23 protein-coding genes are annotated in these 20,366 nt (G+C 45.0%); 1 reads left to right on the top strand and 22 read right to left on the bottom strand.

Translation table 11 applies throughout. The annotated features are described in order from the left end of the window. Positions 1 to 4: 4 nt before the first annotated feature. The 17 genes from rpoD to rpsU form a co-directional block, all read right to left on the bottom strand. Positions 5 to 1,129, bottom strand: a complete 1,125-nt coding sequence (rpoD, locus tag AC1WMD_RS05555) for an RNA polymerase sigma factor RpoD (RefSeq protein WP_043905506.1) — start codon at positions 1,127 to 1,129, stop codon at positions 5 to 7. Between the two features lie 34 nt (positions 1,130 to 1,163). Beyond that, a complete protein-coding gene (gene dnaG, locus AC1WMD_RS05550) occupies positions 1,164 to 2,975 on the bottom strand; it encodes a DNA primase (protein WP_043905507.1) in 1,812 nt (603 codons plus the stop codon). Positions 2,976 to 3,013: 38 nt separating this feature from the next. Continuing rightward, complete coding sequence (locus AC1WMD_RS05545) at positions 3,014 to 3,463, bottom strand: YaiI/YqxD family protein (RefSeq protein WP_494256242.1); 450 nt, start codon at positions 3,461 to 3,463, stop codon at positions 3,014 to 3,016. Positions 3,464 to 3,773: 310 nt separating this feature from the next. Further along, on the bottom strand, positions 3,774 to 4,574 hold the full coding sequence (locus AC1WMD_RS05540) for a pyruvate, water dikinase regulatory protein (RefSeq protein ID WP_043905509.1): 801 nt from the start codon (positions 4,572 to 4,574) through the stop codon (positions 3,774 to 3,776). Between the two features lie 20 nt (positions 4,575 to 4,594). Further along, positions 4,595 to 5,224, bottom strand: coding sequence for a transcriptional regulator CcpN (ccpN, locus tag AC1WMD_RS05535; RefSeq protein ID WP_260676162.1), 630 nt, complete (start codon positions 5,222 to 5,224; stop codon positions 4,595 to 4,597). Positions 5,225 to 5,436: 212 nt separating this feature from the next. Next, positions 5,437 to 6,246: a DNA repair protein RecO gene (gene recO / locus AC1WMD_RS05530; protein ID WP_043905511.1), complete on the bottom strand. Its 810-nt coding sequence runs from the start codon at positions 6,244 to 6,246 to the stop codon at positions 5,437 to 5,439. A gap of 29 nt (positions 6,247 to 6,275) precedes the next feature. After that, a complete protein-coding gene (locus AC1WMD_RS05525) occupies positions 6,276 to 6,419 on the bottom strand; it encodes a YqzL family protein (protein ID WP_070104940.1) in 144 nt (47 codons plus the stop codon). A 98-nt stretch (positions 6,420 to 6,517) separates the two neighbouring features. Then, complete coding sequence (gene era, locus AC1WMD_RS05520; RefSeq protein ID WP_043905512.1) at positions 6,518 to 7,426, bottom strand: GTPase Era; 909 nt, start codon at positions 7,424 to 7,426, stop codon at positions 6,518 to 6,520. Then, on the bottom strand, positions 7,419 to 7,820 hold the full coding sequence (locus AC1WMD_RS05515; protein ID WP_186003871.1) for a cytidine deaminase: 402 nt from the start codon (positions 7,818 to 7,820) through the stop codon (positions 7,419 to 7,421). The genes era and AC1WMD_RS05515 overlap by 8 nt, the downstream gene beginning before the upstream one ends. Before the next feature lie 113 nt (positions 7,821 to 7,933). Then, on the bottom strand, positions 7,934 to 8,293 hold the full coding sequence (locus tag AC1WMD_RS05510) for a diacylglycerol kinase family protein (protein WP_043905513.1): 360 nt from the start codon (positions 8,291 to 8,293) through the stop codon (positions 7,934 to 7,936). Positions 8,294 to 8,295: 2 nt separating this feature from the next. Beyond that, positions 8,296 to 8,766, bottom strand: coding sequence for an rRNA maturation RNase YbeY (gene ybeY / locus AC1WMD_RS05505; RefSeq protein WP_043905514.1), 471 nt, complete (start codon positions 8,764 to 8,766; stop codon positions 8,296 to 8,298). Then, on the bottom strand, positions 8,763 to 10,868 hold the full coding sequence (locus tag AC1WMD_RS05500) for an HD family phosphohydrolase (protein ID WP_494256241.1): 2,106 nt from the start codon (positions 10,866 to 10,868) through the stop codon (positions 8,763 to 8,765). Before AC1WMD_RS05500 ends, ybeY begins: the two co-directional genes overlap by 4 nt. A gap of 54 nt (positions 10,869 to 10,922) precedes the next feature. Then, positions 10,923 to 11,885: a PhoH family protein gene (locus AC1WMD_RS05495; RefSeq protein WP_494256239.1), complete on the bottom strand. Its 963-nt coding sequence runs from the start codon at positions 11,883 to 11,885 to the stop codon at positions 10,923 to 10,925. A 2-nt stretch (positions 11,886 to 11,887) separates the two neighbouring features. After that, positions 11,888 to 13,075 (bottom strand): sporulation protein YqfD, encoded by a 1,188-nt coding sequence (gene yqfD / locus AC1WMD_RS05490; RefSeq protein WP_494256237.1) that lies wholly within the window; start codon positions 13,073 to 13,075, stop codon positions 11,888 to 11,890. Positions 13,076 to 13,096: 21 nt separating this feature from the next. Further along, the gene (gene yqfC / locus AC1WMD_RS05485) at positions 13,097 to 13,381 is read right to left on the bottom strand and encodes a sporulation protein YqfC (protein ID WP_043905518.1); all 285 of its coding nucleotides are present in this window, start codon (positions 13,379 to 13,381) and stop codon (positions 13,097 to 13,099) included. A 107-nt stretch (positions 13,382 to 13,488) separates the two neighbouring features. Next, positions 13,489 to 13,938, bottom strand: coding sequence for a GatB/YqeY domain-containing protein (locus AC1WMD_RS05480; protein WP_043905519.1), 450 nt, complete (start codon positions 13,936 to 13,938; stop codon positions 13,489 to 13,491). A 14-nt stretch (positions 13,939 to 13,952) separates the two neighbouring features. Then, entirely contained in the window at positions 13,953 to 14,126 is a 174-nt protein-coding gene (gene rpsU, locus AC1WMD_RS05475) for a 30S ribosomal protein S21 (protein WP_008879912.1), read from the bottom strand. 152 nt (positions 14,127 to 14,278) lie between these two features. Here rpsU and AC1WMD_RS05470 point away from each other — a divergent pair, with 152 nt between their 5' ends. Next, positions 14,279 to 15,211 carry a Na/Pi symporter gene (locus AC1WMD_RS05470; protein ID WP_043905520.1) on the top strand — a complete coding sequence of 311 codons (933 nt, stop codon included), beginning with the start codon at positions 14,279 to 14,281 and terminating at the stop codon, positions 15,209 to 15,211. Here the strand turns inward: AC1WMD_RS05470 and deoC are convergent. The 5 genes from deoC to dnaJ form a co-directional block, all read right to left on the bottom strand. Further along, the gene (deoC, locus tag AC1WMD_RS05465) at positions 15,208 to 15,879 is read right to left on the bottom strand and encodes a deoxyribose-phosphate aldolase (RefSeq protein WP_043905521.1); all 672 of its coding nucleotides are present in this window, start codon (positions 15,877 to 15,879) and stop codon (positions 15,208 to 15,210) included. The genes AC1WMD_RS05470 and deoC overlap by 4 nt on opposite strands. Positions 15,880 to 16,006: 127 nt before the next feature. Continuing rightward, positions 16,007 to 17,362 (bottom strand): tRNA (N(6)-L-threonylcarbamoyladenosine(37)-C(2))-methylthiotransferase MtaB, encoded by a 1,356-nt coding sequence (mtaB, locus tag AC1WMD_RS05460; protein WP_043905522.1) that lies wholly within the window; start codon positions 17,360 to 17,362, stop codon positions 16,007 to 16,009. 10 nt (positions 17,363 to 17,372) lie between these two features. Beyond that, on the bottom strand, positions 17,373 to 18,122 hold the full coding sequence (locus tag AC1WMD_RS05455; protein ID WP_043905523.1) for a 16S rRNA (uracil(1498)-N(3))-methyltransferase: 750 nt from the start codon (positions 18,120 to 18,122) through the stop codon (positions 17,373 to 17,375). A gap of 15 nt (positions 18,123 to 18,137) precedes the next feature. Next, positions 18,138 to 19,076 carry a 50S ribosomal protein L11 methyltransferase gene (prmA, locus tag AC1WMD_RS05450; protein ID WP_043906618.1) on the bottom strand — a complete coding sequence of 313 codons (939 nt, stop codon included), beginning with the start codon at positions 19,074 to 19,076 and terminating at the stop codon, positions 18,138 to 18,140. Positions 19,077 to 19,081: 5 nt separating this feature from the next. Continuing rightward, entirely contained in the window at positions 19,082 to 20,224 is a 1,143-nt protein-coding gene (gene dnaJ, locus AC1WMD_RS05445; protein WP_494256232.1) for a molecular chaperone DnaJ, read from the bottom strand. Between the last annotated feature and the right edge of the window lie 142 nt (positions 20,225 to 20,366).

Raw genomic sequence — 20,366 nt, 5'->3', positions numbered from 1 at the left:
AAGATTACTCTAAAAAGTCTTTTAGCCGTTTACTGCGGCTTGGGTGGCGTAATTTGCGGAGCGCTTTTGCTTCAATTTGACGAATGCGTTCGCGAGTGACACCAAAAACTTTTCCAACTTCTTCTAGCGTCCGTGTCCGGCCGTCGTCCAGCCCAAAACGCAGGCGCAAAACGTTCTCTTCGCGATCAGTAAGCGTATCTAACACATCTTCGAGCTGTTCTTTTAGCAGCTCATACGCCGCGTGCTCGGATGGCGATGTTGCTTCCTGATCTTCAATGAAATCGCCTAGATGCGAATCATCTTCTTCACCAATCGGTGTTTCGAGAGACACCGGTTCTTGGGCAATTTTTAAAATTTCGCGTACTTTTTCCGGAGTTAAATCCATTTCTTCGGCGATTTCTTCTGGAGTTGGTTCACGACCAAGATCTTGAAGCAATTGCCGTTGCACACGAATCAGTTTGTTAATCGTTTCAACCATATGCACTGGGATGCGGATCGTTCGTGCCTGATCGGCAATGGCGCGCGTAATCGCTTGGCGAATCCACCATGTTGCATAAGTACTGAATTTATATCCTTTACGGTAGTCAAATTTTTCGACTGCTTTAATTAGACCCATGTTTCCTTCTTGGATTAAATCGAGAAATAGCATCCCACGACCAACGTAACGTTTGGCAATGCTGACAACAAGACGGAGGTTGGCTTCTGTCAAGCGGCGTTTTGCTTCCTCGTCGCCTTGCTCAATCCGTTTTGCCAGCTCAATTTCTTCTTCGGCAGACAAGAGTGGGACGCGGCCAATTTCTTTTAAATACATGCGTACAGGGTCGTTAATTTTAACGCCAGGAGGAACGGATAAATCATTTAAATCAAATTCTTCTTCTTTCGTTAAGTCATCGATATCAGGGTCTGTCTCTAAATCAGATTCGCTAATGACTTCGATTCCTTGATCAGCCAAGTATTCGTAATATTCGTCCATCTGATCAGAATCGAGATCAAAGCCAGACAAACGTTCAGCAATTTCTTCATATGTTAAAATACCGCGTTTTTTGCCGAGCTCGGCTAGCTGTTCTTTTACTTGTTCAAGGGTTGCGTCCGCATCGGCTTGTTTGGAACGGGCTGGTTTTTCAGCCATCTCACTACCTCCTTTTAAAACTTATACCACCATGTTATGAAGAAGATAACATCTTTTTCATCTCAATAATTTCTTTGGCAATGCGCGCAGCAGTTAAAAAATCCTTTTTTCTCTCTGCTTCCGTCTTTTCTTGTTCTTTTTCTTTTAGCATTAACCATTTTGGATAATTCAACACATGTCTTATATAATCATTCAGTTCCTGCTCGGAAATTTCGTCTGTGATCAGTAATAACGACAACTCGGTTGCCAGCGGCTTCAAGTCGTCAGGAAGACGCGAAATCAATAAGCTGACATTCGGTTCATTTCCTTCTTCGTAAAAAGCGTAAATATAAGCGGCAATCGCTCGGTGCTCTTCGAGATTGAACCTGCCTGCGATCTTTTCCTGAACAACCATCGCTACATCGCGATTTTGCAGCATATGGGCAAGCAGTATTCGCTCGGCATTTTGAAATGCAGGAAGAAGCTTTTTTTGCAGCAGCGGCTTTGGTGCTGCTTCCCGGTCTATATGATCAGAATGCTTGACTTCCTTGACTGCGTCTCTATAGCGGTTTAACTGCTCCTGCAAGGCGGACAGTGAAAGGGAAAACTCATCAGCCAACTGCCGTAAATAGTAATCCCACTCAATCGGATTCGGCAGCTTGCTGATTTCGCGAAGCACTTCCTCAATATAACGGATTTTATCATTTTCATTATGCAAGTTTTTTCCCTTGCGGAAATACATCATTTTAAACGTCATCAGCGAGCTGCTAGCGTCAATGATATCACGCTGAAACCGCACTGCGCCATATTTCTTTATATATTCATCTGGGTCGAGGCCATCGGGAATTGTTGCGACTTTCACATGACATCCTGCATCCGCTAACAGCTTTGCGGCGCGGAATGTCGCTTCTATTCCCGAAGCATCGCCATCATAGCAAATAATAACTGTATCGACATTACGGCGAAGGATGCGCGCGTGCTCTTCCGTCAATGCCGTGCCCATCGTTGCTACCGAATGGGCAACGCCTGCCTGTACGGCAGAAATGACATCAGCGAATCCTTCCAATAAAACGGCTTCTTGATGCTTTCGAATATGTAGCCGCGCTTGATGAAAATTGTATAAAATGCTCCCTTTATGGAAAATTGGTGTTTCAGGGCTGTTTAAGTATTTCGGCTGACCTTCCTCAAGCAGCCGTCCTGAAAAACCGACAGCATCCCCATGATGATTATGAATGGGAAACATGATGCGATGGCGAAAACGATCGATATAGTCGCCGTTTTCTTTGCGGATGATCAACCCTGCCTTCTCCATCAGGCTGGGCGAAAAACCTCGTCCTAGTAAAAGTTTGACAGCGAAATCACGTGAATCGGGTGCATAGCCGATTTCAAACTGATCGATCATTTCCCTAGTCCATCCACGCGCTTGTAAATAATCAAAAGCTTTCTGCCCTTCCTTTGTATTGACAAGCAAATGATGGTAAAATTTTTTCAGAAGCGCATGCGCTTCGATCATCATTTTTGTTTCGCCTGCGTCGGTGCGATGATGTTTATCAACGTCGTCCAGCTTGAAAGCGGACAAATCCACGTTTGCCTTTGCGGCCAGACGTTTGACCGCTTCAATAAAGGTGAGGCCTTCTATGTCCATTAAAAACGAGAATACATTTCCTCCCGCACCGCAGCCGAAACAATGAAAAATTTGTTTTTCTGGAGAAACCGAAAACGATGGGGTCTTTTCCCCATGAAATGGACATAATCCAAAATAGTTACGCCCTTGTTTTTTTAACTGGACATAATCGCTAATCACATCGACGATGTCGATGCTGCGGCGAATCTCTTCAATCGTTTCTTCGGGAATACGGTATCCCATATGAACAACTCCGTATCTTATTATTCTCGGGTCTATGTCTATTTTCCTTTGAGTTTCGACAAAATTTTTTCGAAATTTTGCCGAAATCGGCGGCGATCCTGGTCAGAAAACCGTTTCATTCCTTTCGGGTATACCCCTTGCCTTCGCATTCTAGTATGAAGATAGCGATGGTGAAGGGCATTTTCCATCTCTTCCTCTTCATACACCTTTCCGCGCGGAGAAATGACATGCACACCGCGGCTCACCAGTATGCTTGCCAATCCAACGTCCTGGGTCACCACCACATCCCCGCGCATCGCATGATTTAAAATATACAAATCCACCGCTTCCTTTTCTGTATCAACGTATACCCACTTCATTTGCTGCAACGGCGAAAAGTGGTTGTACGAAGAAATAAACACACTTGGTATATTATATTTCGCAGCAAGGAAGAAAATTTCACTTTTTATCGGGCAAGCATCCGCATCTACAAAAACAGTCGGTCCCACTGTCTCTATCTGACTGCTATCGCCGTTAGTTGTGTACTGTCCAGGATAGGGCTAATCAAGCAACCAGATTTACACCTCCTATTATTCTACACCGTTCTTAAAAATCCTTCTTTTTTCCCCCGTATAATGAGCGAATTTTGTCGAAAAACATTTTGCTCTTTCCCTTGACAAATAACTATAAATAGTTTACTCGTCTTTTACACGCTCTAAACCTATATTGTGCATTTTTCTCGCAATTTTTTATTATAATACAAAAATCAAAAATGCGCTATAAAAAAATAAAAGCACAATTCACATGAACGTGAATGTGCTACAGTTTTCTTTTCTTCATAATAATGCTTGCTGTTTCTTCAACCGCTTTATTCGTCACATCGATCACATCGCAGCCGATTTTCGCGACAATCTCATCGAAATAAGCAAGCTCTTCTTTAATGCGATCCATATTGGCATAAATAGCCTGATCATTTAATCCAAGCGATTTTAGACGCTCGCGGCGAATCGTCAGCAGCTTTTCCGGACTGATTTTTAAGCCGAAACATTTTTTGCGCGGCACTTGAAACAGTTGTTCCGGCGGCTCTACTTCCGGTACGATCGGCACGTTGGCTACCTTTAGCCGCTTATGGGCCAAATATTGCGATAGTGGCGTTTTTGAAGTGCGCGATACACCGATTAAAACGATGTCAGCACGCAAAATTCCCCGCGGATCGCGCCCGTCATCATATTTTACCGCAAATTCAATCGCTTCAATTTTCTTAAAATAATCCTCATCCAATACACGCACTTGTCCTGGCTCATACCTTGGTGTCAATTGAAACAGATCGCTCATTTGTTCAATCAGCGGCCCGATAATATCATACGCCATTACTCCCTCGCGCGTTGCTTCCTCCATAAGAAACTGGCGCATCTCCGGAACGACGAGGGTAAAGGCGATAATTCCTCGATTCATTTTCGCTAGCGCCACCACTTCGGCCAGCGTCGTTTTATCTTCTACATACGGTACGCGTTTGATCTGAATATGAGTGCTATAAAACTGGCTTGCTGCCGCTTTCACTACAAGTTCCGCTGTTTCCCCTCCTGAATCGGAAACAACATAAACAAGGCGTTGATCCATCTTTCTCCTCCTTTTTCTCCCTATAACAAATCGTCTTTTGCTAGCGCAACGAACGCCTTTGTCATATTGGTTTTCGTTATTCGTCCGATAACTTCGTAGCCTTTCTCCGTTTTCCGCACGACTGGCATCGCATCGATTTGTTTTTCGATCAGCCGTTCTGCTACTTCAATAAGCGGATCATCTTTATAGCAAACCGCTATATTCGGCATTCTCGTCATAATGATATTGACGGGAATTGTTGTTAACTCCTGTTTGCCGATGCTTGCACGTAGCAAATCTTTCCGTGATAGTACACCAGCTAACAGCGATTCATCATCAACGACAAACAAGGTGCCGACATCTTCGAGAAACATCGTCACAATCGCATCATATACGCTTACATTTTCATTGACAACAACCGGAATTGACTGGTAATCAGCAACCTTTAGCTTTTTTATTTTATCGGCCAACAGCTGCGATCCCGTTTTTCCTGTATAAAAATAGCCTACCCGAGGCCGCGCCTCCAAATAGCCAGCCATTGTTAAGATCGCCAAATCCGGACGCAATGTGGCCCTCGTTAAATTCAACTTCTCGGCAATGCTTTCGCCGGTAATTGGGCCATGATCTTTCACAATCTGCAAAATTTGTTCTTGGCGTTTATTCAGTTCGATCGTCGCTCACCACCTTACTCAAAAGCTACATAAGTTTAACTTGAAGATTAGATCTCTGGTATTTAAAAAGCTTGTCGTAGATTTTCGATTGTCGCGCATTAGCGTGACAGTCGAAAAACATCGGGACTCTTTGCTAAAAGGCACAAAGGGGGAAACGTCAAGTTACATAATTATTATACTATACTCCGTTTCTAAGGAGAAAATTTTGATAATTAATGATCGCTTGTTTTTTCGCTGTTTTTATTGCGGTTTTCCGCGTTTTGGCCAGGTGGACTTATCTCTTTTAATTCGTCAATTTGCCTTAAAAAACGTTTCGTTTTCAGCGATAATCCGGAATATTCGTCATAATAGGAAGAAATAACGGTGCGGAGTTCTCGCTTCGTTTTTTCTTTTACAGAAATAGTTCCTAACCTTGATACATCGATGTAATAAAACAAACGCAACAGTCGGACAGCGGCAGCGGAAAGAGGGATGCGGTGAGGATCGGCAGCCTCGCAACGATGGCAAAGAAACCCGGCTTCCCTCACTGAAAAAGAAAAATTCCCCTCCGTTCGGCTGCATATTGCACAACGATCTAATGTCGGAGGAATCCCCATCACCGATAACATTTTCACCTCATAAATGTAAGTAAGAATCTCTAAGTCGCGCCCTTCGTTCATATATTGTAATGTCTGCAGGAGCAGCTCAAATAAATATGGATTGCGTTTTTGTTCCTCGGTAATTTTATCTGTCAGCTCTACAATATAGGACGCATATGCTGCAGTGAAAATATCTTCGCGGATGGTGCGCATCGAATCGATGATCTCCCCTTGGTGCAGCACACCAACCCCGCGGCTTCTGCGGATTAAGTAATGGCCGTATGTAAACGGTTGTGTAACGGCAGAAAGGCGGCTGCTTGGCTTTTTCGCTCCGCGTGCCATCGCAGCCACCTTTCCCCATTCTCTCGTGAAGAAAGTAACGATTTTATTTGTTTCGCCATAATCAATGGTACGAATGACCACTGCTTCACATTTTTCAAACAATCGTATCACCACCGATTTACGAACACCCATTAAAAAATAGGCTGATCAACTTCCTCTAGTTCCGATTTTTGTTCATCGCCGCTAAGCTGTTGCTCTCTTTCCAGCTCTTTAAAAAGAAGATATGTGTCGATATTGCCCGTTTGGCTAAATAATTTCCAAGTGAATTCAAGCATGGAACCACACCTCTTTCCGCCTGCAGCATTGCTTGTTTTTTCGTCTAATGATAGGTTGACTCCGACAGAAAACGTTTATGTTGCACAAAATTTTCTAATTAATACTCCTCTTCCCGGAATCCGAAGTCGCGCAGCTGGGCGAGGCGATTGCGCCAATCCTTTTGCACTTTGACCCATAGCTCCAAAAACACTTTTGACCCAAGAAGAGCTTCAATATCCATGCGCGCCCGCTGTCCAATTTCTTTTAGCATCCGTCCTTGCTTTCCAATAATGATCCCTTTTTGTGAATCGCGTTCTACGATAATGACGGCACCGACATAAACGGTGTCACTATCCTCGCGCCGCTCAATCCTTTCCACCACGACAGCAATAGAATGCGGAACTTCCTCGCGCGTTAAGTGAAGCGCTTTCTCACGAATCAACTCCGCGATAATAAACTGTTCCGGATGATCGGTAATTTGGTCAGGCGGATAATATTGTGGACCTTCCGGCAAATATTTTTTAATTTGTCCTACTAAATTTTCCACGTTGTTCCCTTGCAATGCGGAAATCGGAATGATCTCGGCAAATGGATAAAGATCTTTATACTGCTCGATGAGCGGCAATAAATCATCCGGATGAACTTTATCAATTTTATTCATGACTAGAAACACCGGAGTGTTTACCTCTTTCAGCCGTTCAATAATAAATGCATCGCCGCGCCCAAATCCTTCTTCGACGTTAATCATAAACAAAATAAGGTCGACTTCCCTTAACGCGTTCAGCGCCACCTTCATCATAAAGTCGCCAAGCTTATGTTTTGGCTTATGCACTCCTGGCGTATCAATAAAAATAATTTGTGCATCTTCGGTCGTATAAACACCTTGAATTTTATTGCGCGTCGTCTGCGGCTTATCGCTCATAATGGCGATTTTTTGGCCAATGACACGGTTTAAAAACGTGGATTTTCCGACGTTTGGTCTACCAACAATCGCTACGAATCCTGATTTATATCCTTCCCTACTCATGCATATCCTCCGCTGAAAAAGCTTGTGGTAATAGTTCGTTCACTGTTAGTTCCATTATATCGCCATTTAAATTTGCCAAGATTACTTTCATATCGCTTGGGCATAGCTCAGAAATAACTTGACGGCAGGCGCCACACGGCGGTACCGGCCGGGGCGTATCGGCAATCACCGCAAGGGCGGCAAATTCCGTGTCCCCTTCCGAATACGCTTTAAAAAGCGCCGTTCGCTCCGCACAATTGCACATGCTGTAGGCAGCATTTTCAATATTGCAGCCGCGGTACACTTTTCCGTCTTTGGTTAATAAGGCGGCGCCAACTTTAAATTTCGAATAAGGAACATAGGCATACTCTCGTGCTTTTTTTGCTTCTTCGATAAGTTCGTTTGTTTTCAACATTTCTCTTCCTTTCTCAACTCGAGAGGCAATTTACTTCTTTCTTTTATTTTACAAAAAATCTTTATAAATTTCATCTCTCGTCATGAAAATGTAACAGAAAAATTAGAATTTTCCTACTTATCCATCATATGTGGCAGAAAGATGATGATTCCAATGATCACCGCGACGATAGCGGCAAACAAAACAGCGGCCGCAGCAATATCTTTTGCGGCTTTGGCCAACGGATGAAAGTCGGTTGTTACTAAATTGACGACGCGCTCGACCGCCGTGTTGACAAGCTCCAACGTAATCACGCTTCCGATGGTCAGTAAAAGAATGAGCCATTCCCATTTAGAAATGCCGACGACAGCGGCCGCAGCAATGGCAAGAACAGCTAGGGCGATATGAACGCGCATATGCTCCTCTTCTTTAATTGCGGTCTTCATTCCTTCCCATGCGGAAGCAAACCGCTTTTTTTCCTTCTGCCAATTCATAACTATCTCGTCAATCCAAAGTGTTTTAAAATCTCTTCTTGCTTAGAAAACATCGTTTTCTCGTCTTCCTCCGTTTGATGATCATAACCTAACAGATGCAAAAAGCCGTGCACCGCTAAAAAACCGAGCTCGCGCATGAATGAATGCCCGTATTCTTCAGCCTGTTCTTTTGCCTTTGGAATGGAAATAATAATATCGCCAAGCAATGGCGGAACATCGGCACCGATAATTTCAATTTCTCCTTCTCCCTTTTCCTCGAGCGCGAAAGAAATCACATCCGTTGGCTGATCTTTTCCACGGTAGTCGCGGTTGATGGCGCGGATTCGCTCATTGTCGACAAAGGAAACGCTCACTTCCGCCCCTTGAGGGACGTCCTCGATTTCCGCCGCATAGTTTAACAGCTGTTCGATCATCTTTATTTGTTCTTCGGTGACTCCGTTTGTTTCGTCGATAAAATCGATGTAAAGAATCATGCGTGTTTCACCTTTTCCTTTCTTGTCTCTGGATATTCAATACGCGAATGAAATACACCATTTAGCGTCTCGCAAAGCGAACGGGCGACAATTTCTAATTCTTTTAACGTAATATCACATTCGTTCAATTGATTGTCTTGCAAGCGATCAGCAATAATGGAGCGCACAATTTTTTCGATTTTTTCCTGGGATGGACTAGAAAGCGAGCGGACTGCCGCTTCAACGCTATCCGCAATGCTAACAATCGCCGCTTCCTTCGTTTGCGGCTTTGGCCCCGGATAGCGGAATTCCTCTTCCAAAACATAGTCTGTTTGTTCCAATGCTTTATGATAGAAATATTTTAATAAAGTTGTGCCGTGGTGCTGTTCGGCAATGTCAATGATTTCCTTTGGCATGCGGTGTTTTTTTAATATTGCCACTCCATCCGCTACATGAGCAAGAATAATATTTTTGCTTAACTGTGGTGATAAATGATCGTGCGGATTCCCGCCGATTTGATTCTCAATAAAATAGCGCGGCCGTTTCGTTTTTCCAATGTCATGGTAGTAACAGGCGACACGCGCCAACAGACCGTTCGCGCCAATCGCTTCGCACGCGGCTTCGGCCAAATTGGCGACCATAATGCTATGATGGTACGTTCCCGGCGCTTCGATTAAAATTTTGCGAAGCAGCGGGTGATTCGGATTAGACAGTTCAATGAGCTTGATCGATGATAAAATCCCGAATGCTGCCTCCAACACTGGCAATAGCCCGATCGTCAAAATGGCGGAAAAAATGCCGGAAGCAAGCGCCATCAGCAGGAACATTCCGATTTCCGAAAACGAATAATGACCGTTTTTTAACAAGATCATGGTCAGCATCACGACAATATTAATAAACGCAACAAACAATCCAGCCTGCCAAATTTTTGCCTTGCGCAGCTGTTTATGCAAAAAGAAGCTGCCTGCCAACCCGCTTGTCAGCAAATAAATCGCTAACGAAACTTGTATCGTACCGTTTGCGCCTATTTCCTCATTAAACATCAAACTTCCACATACAGCGCAAAGAATTGCTGTTATGATCGCTATTCGTTCCCCAAGCAAAATGCGCACCAGCATGGTGCCGAAAGCAACTGGCACCAGATAGCCGGTGGAAACCGTATCTCCTTGCGGCAAGAGGCGGACAAGCTCCATGACTAGCATGATAGTGGTAAAAATGGTTGTATACAGAAATAAATTGGTGTTTGTTTGTTCACGTCCAAAGTAATAAACAAGCGGAGAAAGCAATAATAGCACAAGCATGGAAAGACCGATCAACGGCTGGAAAGAACGGTTGTTTTGCAATAAGCCGACAAGCTGCAACTGGTGATAAATTTCATTCGTAATAAACTGTCCTTCCTCCACGATCACTTGTCCCTGCAAAATTTTTACTGGCTTAATCTCATCCATTACCTGTCTCCGCTTTTCTTCCGTAGCCGTCCGGTCATAAACCACGTTTGGAATGATCGCCTGTTTCGTAAGCTTTACAACAATTTCTTTTAATGGCGGCGAAAGCATCACATACTTCAATTCATCCGCTGCTTTTTCTCTTGCCTTATCTAATTCCGCCTGCGTAATCCGCTCTCCCATAATCAAATGGACGGCCGTTACCGCTGCTTCTTTCGCCGTTTTTATATCTTCCGGAGCCGTATGAAGCAGCGCTTCCCACTCGTTAACCGACAAATATGAAAACCATTCCGGCGGCAGCCGCTTCTGCAGCGCGCCGACCATATCCGCCTCCGCTTCGTTTTCCCTTTTCGCTTGTTCCTGTATGTCCACAATGGCCGTAAATAAAGACGAAATTAAATCGACGCGATTTTCCGCATACTCTTTCTTTAATGTATAAATATCAGCTACTTTATTGGCCGCTTCTTCTTTCAGCCGTTCGGTCGCCACCTTATCTTCGATCGTAATCGGCGACCGGATCGTTTCTTTCGCGACGTCAAACAGGCGCAGCTCATATTGGTGTGGCTTCACATGCCAGTAAAGGACGGCAAACAGCATCATCCCTAAAAACAAAAACAAAAGGTAGCGTACAAAACGAACACGGCTCGTATGCTCTAGAAAAAAGCGAATCCTCTCCAACGGTTTCCCCTCACTTTAAAGAAAAGACCCTGTGGGAACCGGGTCTTTTTTTGTCTATATACCAGCTTGATTATACGCTTCAATAATTTTCGCCACGAGCGGGTGGCGTACTACATCCGATTGCTCAAGAAAAACAAATGAAACGCCGCTGATGGTAGCCAATATTTCCTTCGCTACGGCAAGACCTGATTTTACTCCCTTCGGCAAGTCCACTTGCGAAATATCGCCGGTAATGACCATTTTGGAACCGAATCCCAGCCTAGTTAGGAACATTTTCATCTGAGACGGTGTCGTGTTTTGCGCTTCGTCTAAAATGACGAAAGCATCTTCTAACGTTCTCCCGCGCATGTAAGCAAGCGGAGCAATTTCAATCGTTCCGCGCTCAATCAGGCGCTGCGTATGGTCTACCCCTAATACATCGTGCAGCGCATCGTAAAGCGGGCGTAAATACGGGTCTACTTTTTCTTTTAAATCTCCCGGTAAAAACCCTAAACTTTCTCCCGCCTCCACCGCCGGACGGGTCAAAATAATGCGTTTCACTTGGCCGTTCTTTAGCGCTCGAACAGCCATAACTACCGCCAAGTACGTTTTCCCGGTTCCAGCTGGACCGATGCCGAAAACAAGATCGTGCTGCTTAATGGCGGCTACATAATGCCGCTGTCCTAGCGTTTTGACGCGAATCGATTTTCCTTTTGCATTTTTCGTTATTTCTTCTTCATATAAACTGATCAAATAGTCGAGTGCTCCCTTTTTCGCTAACTGCACCGCGTACATCACGTCCCGCTCGCCAATCGTAATTCCCTTGCGGATGATGATCAATAAGTGGCGCAGCAAGTCATCCACAAGCTGTACTTGCTCGGGGGTACCGGAAACACTCACTGTTTCCCCTCTTGTTATAATGGAAACCCCCAACTCCTCTTCCAATCGTTTGAGATGGGCATCATGAATGCCGAACAAGGCAATTGCTTCGTTTGCGTTTTCTAACTGTTGACTGATCGTTACAAACTCCTCTGACATTCTCAATCTCCTTGAACGATAGGTTGTGGTATTGCAATATTTTCAATCACTTGATAATGCAATTCTACCCTTACTTTACCATTCTCTTTCGTCTGATGCAAAACTTTTTCGCCTTTTATGGAAGCATCATCGGGCAGTTTTTCTTTTAATTCCTCACGGGCAAGTTCTTTTGCCTTTGCAAACGCTTCTTCCCACGTATAGCTCCGCTTTATTTCTTCTTTTTCCCGAAAAATGACGCGCTCATAATATAAGGGCAAGTCCCATTTCCAAAAACGAAGCGGCCTTTTTTGCACATCGATTTCATAATTGGGAAACTCCGGCTTTTTCCATCCCCAAACCGGAAGAGAAATATTCCCTATTGTTATATAATGTTTTTCCATATATTTTCCTGTAAATACACGAAAAGTGGCATCAAGAGGTAGGACAACGGTAGACTTGTACCATGTTTCGCCAAAAATTTTCCCCTTTGCCGGCACTAATTTTGTCTTCCCTTCTTTTCCGATAATTCCAGACACAAGCAGCTGCCCTTTCGCAACATAGTCATGAACGGAAACAAGCGGCTGTCCTTCTTCAACAAACATATCCGTAATAATCGCCTTTTTTTTCGCCACTAAATGCTGCGCCCCTATTTTTTTCGGTTCTTCAGGCTGTTCTTTTTCCACCACCCGAAAATAAAGCTTTGTCCCTTTCCATTCCACACCAACCCATGTAATCGCATCAATGCGATCTATCAATTTCTTTTGGATCGTTTCCGGATCATCAACGAGAAATTGAAACGTTCCTTTTTCTACTCCCATATGTTTTAATTCTTTCCAAATTCGGTATTCCGTCTCCGGCTTTGCCCCTTTGATTTCAATCCCCCATATCATATTGGAAAGCAAAAAAACAATAACGAAAAATAAGCATATTCCGGCTAAAAAACCAGTGTTCGCCAACGCTTTTTTACAGAAAAACGGAAACCCTGTTTTTCCGACAAAATAAAGTTTGCACTCGCTCCTGCGGGCGACGATGCGCAACCGTTTCACATCGCTTAACTTAATAAAAAATGTCACAATATGGTCGCTATGTTTTTTCACATTCCAAATAATAATATCGTTGCGCACACATGCGTTCAGCAAGCGTTCCACACCTTTTCCTTGCGCTTTCACCCTTACGCTGCCAATCAGTGCGTTCATCCATTGATTTTTCATCGTATTTCCTCCCGTGAATGGTTATTCGTCTATATAAATCACTTGATTGATTTTTCCTTCCAACAAAATTTCTTCTGGCAAAATCGTTTTGATGACAAAATTTTCGCCGCGGACGAGCAGTTGCCCTTGCTTCAAAAGGAGGCGCAGCTCTCTATCGCTAAACGTCAGCAGCCCTCGGTGATTTTCAATATAAATATGTATTTGCCCAACCATCGTAATGCGGGGAAGATCCATGATAATATCAGCGGGAAGCTCCAGTTTATCAGTAATCCATCTTTTCATCTGCTGGCGCCACTTTTTCACCATAAAAAGAACCCCCTTTCATCTCATATGTATGAGAGGAAAAGGGGTTATAGCACCTGTTTTGCAAAAACAAAGGGCGCTCCGCCTGCACGGAGCGCCCTTGTTCTTCCTTATTGTGAAAGTTGTTGTTGAACAAGTTTATTGACGAGAGAGCCATCCGCTTTTCCTTTTACTTTCGGCATGATCGCTCCCATCACTTTCCCCATATCCGCTTTCGAGGAAGCTCCTACTTCGGCAATCGTCTGTTTGACAATTTCCAATAGCTCTTCCTCTGTGAGCGGTTTTGGCATATATGATTGAACAATTTCAATTTCTGCCTTTGTTTTTTCGACAAGGTCAGCACGGCCAGCGTTTTCGAATTCCTGGAGGGAGTCTTTACGCTGTTTTAATTCGCGAGAAAGAACGGTGAGCTCTTCGTCTTCTGATAATTCGCTTTTCCCTAGTTTAATCGCTTCGTTTTGCAACGCCGCTTTCAACATGCGAAGAACGGAGAGTTTCTCTTTCTCTCTGCTTTTCATCGCCTGCTTCATATCGTCATTTAAACGATTGAGAAGACTCATATATACACCCTCTTTTAATGCTTGCGCTTTCTAGCCGCTTCAGATTTTTTCTTCCGTCTGACGCTTGGCTTTTCATAAAATTCGCGCTTTCTTACTTCTTGCAGTGTACCCGTTTTGGAAACGGCACGTTTGAAGCGACGAAGAGCGTCGTCAATAGATTCGTTTTTGCGAACGATGGTTTTTGACATCCTACTTCCCTCCCTCCGAGCAACAACCATTACATTCTGTTACTATGCGTGTACTTGTCAATTATAATACATGCTTGCGCCAAAGGTCAATAAAAAACTGTCATCGTTTACCTTCCTTGCCCATACAAATAGGATGAAAGGGGGAAGGACAAGTGGTGCAATTGCTTATCTGGTTTTCGGTTTATACCGGCATTTTTCTTCTTGGCATGTTTATGATGAAAGCGGGATTTTACGCTTTATCTGGTCACCGTCTAAAACGCTGGCTATTACGCTTTACAGACACCCCATGGCAAGGATTTCTCACCGGAACGGTGACTACTGCCCTTATGCAAAGCAGCTCTGCCGTAATGGTGATTACAGTAGGACTCGTCTCCACCGGCTATCTTACATTCCGGCAATCGATCGGCATTATTTTAGGAAGCAATATCGGCTCTACCGTCACGACAGAAATCATGACTCTTGATGTTGGAAACAACGCTATTCCGATGCTTTTCATTGGAGCAATTCTCGTTTTTTTCGGGTATTATCGCCCTGCTTACAGCATCGGCATGATCTTCGTTGGACTGGCTTCTTTATTTTTTGCCATGGATGGATTTAGTCAACTCGCAAAGCCGCTATCGGCATATCCCATTGTTGACGAATGGCTGCAAAAAACGAATCATTCTCCTTTCATCGGAATCATGATCGGCATTATCTTTACAGCCATTATTCATTCCAGTGCGGCAATGATCGGCATTGCCATGGGGTTTTTGAATGAACATCTATTAACATTGCCAGCCGGCATCGCCATTTTGCTTGGCGCGAATATCGGCACCTGTGTCACCGGCCTTCTTGCCAGCATCGGTTCCGCCTATGAAGCGAAACTAACGGCGTATACGCATTTATGGTTTAATGTCATCGGGGTTATCGTTTTTTATTTTCTTATTGACCCGCTCGCTTTCGTTGCTGGCAAGCTAAGCGATTCCCCGGATGTGCAGCTAGCCCATGTCAGCGTCCTGTTTAACGTTATTTGTTCGTTGGCGGCGCTGCCATTTGTCCGCTGGATCGAAGCGGCAATATTATTTTTCCACGGCAGGCGGCCTTAATAATCAGAGCGGGCTATTTTTCCTTCGACAATCGCTACACCCGAGCTTGTCCCGATGCGCGTGGCCCCTGCTTGTATCATGGCGTTTGCGCTTTGCATATCACGGACGCCGCCGGAAGCTTTCACCCCGATGGACGGGCCGACCGTTTTGCGCATTAACGCCACATCTTCCACCGTCGCGCCGCCGGTGGAAAATCCGGTCGACGTTTTAACATAATCCGCGCCTGCTTTCACCGCGAGCTGGCAGGCACGCACTTTTTCTTCTTCGGTAAGTAGACACGCTTCAATAATCACTTTGACAAGTGCTTTTCCTTTCGCCGCATCGACAACGGCGCGGATATCGCGCTCCACAAGCTCATCGTTTCCATCTTTCAGCGCGCCGATATTGATCACCGTATCGACTTCCGCCGCCCCGTTTTCAATCGCGTTTTTCGTTTCGAACGCCTTTGTCTCCGGCGTATTGGCTCCGAGCGGAAAGCCGATTACCGTACATACTTTCACATCCGTGCCTTTTAACAATTCGGCGGCGGTTGCCACCCATGTCGGATTGACACAAACAGAAGCAAACCCGTATTGTTTTGCTTCCTCGCACAGCTTCACAATTTGCGCTTTTGTTGTATCCGCTTTCAGCAGCGTATGATCAATCATTTTTGCAATGTTGTTTTCCATCTTAACAAATCTCCTTTCATAAGCAACAGAAGTCTGACATCTATCATCATACCATTATAAACAAAAAAAAACTAGTCTACAGCATATTTTTGCTTGCAAAAACAAAAACCCAGCTGCATGAGCTGGGTTATGAGCTTAATTTGACGGATTGCGGGATGTCGTCGGCAACAACGCGGACAAATTCGCCTTCATTATAGGGATATCCGGCTTTTGTAATTTTTACTTTGACGATTTCGCCGACCATTTCTTCGGTAGCTGGGAATTTCACTTTTAAATAGTTATCGGTGTAACCGATATACAGACCGCTTTCCGGATTTTCTTTGTCGCGCTCTTCCGGAATCACTTCCAGCACTTGCCCTTCAAATTGCGAAGCATATTCTTTCGCCAGCTGATCGGACAGCGCAATTAAGCGACGGACGCGGTCGTGTTTTACTTCCTCGTCCACTTGATTTGGCATGCGCGCGGCCGGGGTGCCTGTCCGTTTAGAATACGGAAAGACGTGGAGTTCGGAAAAACGCTGTTCGCGCACAAAGTCGTATGTCTCCATAAACTCTTCTTCCGTTTCGCCCGGGAATCCGACGATCACGTCCGATGTAATCGCCAGTTCAGGGAACACTTCACGCAGACGTGCTATCCGTTCGGCAAAAAATTCGGTCGTGTATTTGCGGCGCATCCGTTTTAATACGGTATTCGAGCCCGATTGAAGCGGAATATGCAAATGGCGCACGATTTTATCGGAACGGCGGAGTACTTCGATCACTTCGTCGGTAATTTGGCTCGCTTCAATCGATGAAATGCGGAGCCGTTTTAGGCCGACAACTTGCTCGTCCAAATCGCGAAGCAGCGCCGCAAAGTTATAGTCTTTCATATCCGTCCCATAGCCGCCTGTATGGATGCCTGTTAAAACAATCTCTTTATAGCCGGCGCTGACTAGCTGCTGCGCCTGGCGGATAATTTCTTTCGGGTCGCGGGAACGCATTAATCCGCGCGCCCATGGAATAATGCAAAAGGTGCAAAAGTTATTGCATCCTTCTTGGATTTTTAAAGAGGCGCGCGTCCGGTCGCTGAACTCCGGAACGTCCATTTCTTCAAACACGCGCGTTTTCATGATGTTATGAACGGCATTAATCGGCTGGCGTTCACGTTGAAACTGTTCCACATATTCTAAAATCTTTCCGCGGTCTTGCGTGCCGATGACAATGTCCACCCCCGGAATCGCCATTACTTCCGCCGGTGACGTTTGCGCGTAGCACCCCGTCACGCACACAACCGCATCCGGATTCCGGCGAATGGCGCGGCGAATGACTTGGCGGCTTTTTTTATCGCCTGTGTTCGTTACCGTGCAAGTGTTGATGACATACACGTCGGCACGGCTTTCAAAATCTTTCCGTTCATAGCCCGCATTTTTAAACAATTGCCAAATCGCTTCTGTTTCATAATGATTCACTTTACATCCAAGCGTATGAAATGCAACCGTTGGCATTGCTCTCACCTCACTGTAGTTCAAATTGGTACGAAGCAGCCGCCAACAAATAAAGCGGCGCCGTTTCAGTCCGCAAAATCCGCGGGCCAAGGCTGCAGGAAAAAAAGCCATGCTGCTTCAAAAGGTCCACTTCTTCCTCGGAAAAGCCTCCTTCCGGTCCAAACACGGCAAGAAGAGATTGTCCACGCTTCATCTGTTGAAAAATAGCAGCAAGCGTTTGATGATTGCCGTGCTTCGCCTCCTCTTCATAGGCAACGACTCGGCAATCTATCGTTTTCGCAAACTCAATCAGCTCATGGATCGTTAGCGGAGCGTACACATCAGGAATTTGGCTGCGGTGCGCTTGCTCCGCCGCCTCTTTTGCAATCTTTTTCCATCGCTCTATTTTTTTATCCGCCTTTTTTGCGTCCCATTTGACAACAGAGCGAGTCGCCAGAAAAGGAAGGAAAGCAAAAGCGCCAAGCTCCGTTCCTTTCTGAATCACAAACTCCCATTTATCTCCTTTCGGCAGCCCGTGGGCAATATAAATGCGAATCGGCAGTTCCGTTTGTTCTTCTACCCATTCTACAACACGGACTACTACATTCTCACTGGTAATTTGTTCAATTTCACACCGAGCCGTTTTGCCGCCCGAGAGGACGCAAATCAGTTGGCTTCCCTTTTCCATGCGCATCACGCGGACAATATGGTGGTAGTCATCGCCGCCAATGGCAATCCGGCCGTTCGTCTGTTGATTGTCGGGAACAAAATATCGCTGCAACGCAATCCCTTCTTTTCATCGTTTTTTGGCGATAAATGCCACCCAATCTTCCATCACTAACGTTTCCTCAATGACAAATCCAGCCGCTGTTAAACCGTCTTTGACTTCCTGCTTCTTCGCTTGAATAATTCCAGACGTAATAAAATATCCGTCTTTTTCAAGAAGGCGATACGCATCATCAACAAAGCGCAAAATAATTTCCGCCAAAATATTGGCAACAATAATGTTTGCCCGTTCATCGATGTAATCAAGCAGATTGTTTTGCGAAACAGTCACGATATGCTGCACCTTATTTAGCTTGACATTCAGCCTTGCACTATCGACAGCTACTGGATCCAAGTCAAGAGCGCGGACGGATTTGGCGCCTAGCATTGCTGCGGCAATGCTTAAAATGCCGGAACCAGTGCCGACATCAATGACCGTATCTCCAGGCTTTACATATTTCTCCAGCGCTTGAATACACATGACTGTTGTCGGGTGAGTCCCTGTGCCAAACGCCATGCCTGGGTCCAATTCAATAATCAATTCGTCGCTCGACACTGGCTCATAAACTTCCCACGTTGGAACGATCGTAAATTTTTCTGATATTTTCACAGGATTATAATATTTTTTCCAGGCGGTTGCCCATTCTTCTTCATTCACTTCACTGATGGTAATCTTATTTTTTCCAATATCAATATCGTACAATAATAAATTGTTAATCGCCTGTTTAATTTCTTCCACCGTTTCCCCAAGAAAACTGTTGACCGGCAAATAGGCTTTAATAATGACGCCTTCTTCCGGATAATCGTCCGGATTCAGCTCATAAACCTCCCCAAACCAGTCTTCTCTTTCTTTCATTAAATCATGCGGGTCTTCGATCACGACCCCTCCTGCGCCTGCTTCGTGCAAAATATTCGAAATCGCCTCGACTGCCTCATGCGTCGTATGAATGCTGATTTCTGACCATTTCATAAAATTCATGATTCTCCTTTAAACGCTTTTTTTACCTTATCAAAAAAGCGGTCATGTGGTTCATGATGCATGCTCGAACCGCCTAATTGGTCAAATTCGCGCAACAATTGCTTTTGCTTTTCCGTCAGTTTCGTCGGCGTAACAACGCGGACAATGACATGCTGGTCGCCATAGCCATAGCCGCGCACATTCGGCACTCCTTTTCCTTTTAAGCGGAATCTCGTTCCTGTTTGCGTGCCTGCCGGAATTTTCAACTTCACTTTCCCGTGAAGGGTCGGGACTTCGATTTCATCCCCAAGCGCAGCTTGCGCAAACGTAAGCGGCACTTCGCAATAAATATCATCGCCGTCACGTTCAAAAAACTCATGCGGCTCCACATGAAAGACAATATATAAATCTCCCGGCGGCCCACCGTTAATCCCCGGCTCTCCTTGGCCGGCAACGCGCAATTGTTGTCCATCATCAATTCCGGCCGGGATTTTCACATGGATTTTTTTCCGTCGTTTTACGCGGCCGGTGCCGCCACATGTCGTACATTTTTCTTTAATATATTGCCCTGTCCCACCGCAATATGGACAGGTGCGACGATTGACGATGCGCCCAAACGGGGTGGATTGCTCCGTGCTTATTTGTCCTGCCCCGTGACAATGCGGACATGTTTCCGGCTTTGTGCCCGGTTTTGCTCCGGTGCCATGGCAAGTGTTGCACGTTTCTTCGCTCGGAATTTCAATATCGGTTTCTTTGCCAAACGCTGCTTCTTCAAATGTCAATGTCATCGTATATTGCAAATCGGCTCCAGCTCTAGGAGCATTCGGATTGCGCCGGCGACCACCGCCAAAAAAGGTGTTGAAAATATCCTCAAAACCGCCGAAGCCGCTAAAGCCACCTAAATCAAAATCATCGCTGCGGAATCCGCCGAAGCCTTGATTTGGATCGGCGTGGCCAAATTGATCGTAATGGGCCCGCTTTTGATCATCGCTTAAAACTTCGTACGCTTCTTTAATTTCTTTAAATTTCTCCGCCGCATCGGGCTCTTTGTTTACATCTGGATGATACTTTTTCGAAAGCTTCCGGTACGCTTTTTTAATCTCTTCTTTTGTCGCGTTTTTGCTGACTCCGAGAATTTCATAATAATCACGCTTCGCCATGATGATCATCCACTCCCGATTCACTCACATAAAGATAATTTTAGCATTTCTCTCTTTTTGATTGCAATAGATTTAAGCCGGCATCTTTGTATTAGCAAAAAAGTCAAAGCCAAGACAGGCCTGACTTTGACTTTTCCACCAA

The organism is Parageobacillus sp. NEAU-HV-2, assembly GCF_059115485.1.
Note: the sequence above shows the minus strand (reverse complement) of the source record. Positions and strands in the feature narration are given on the sequence as shown.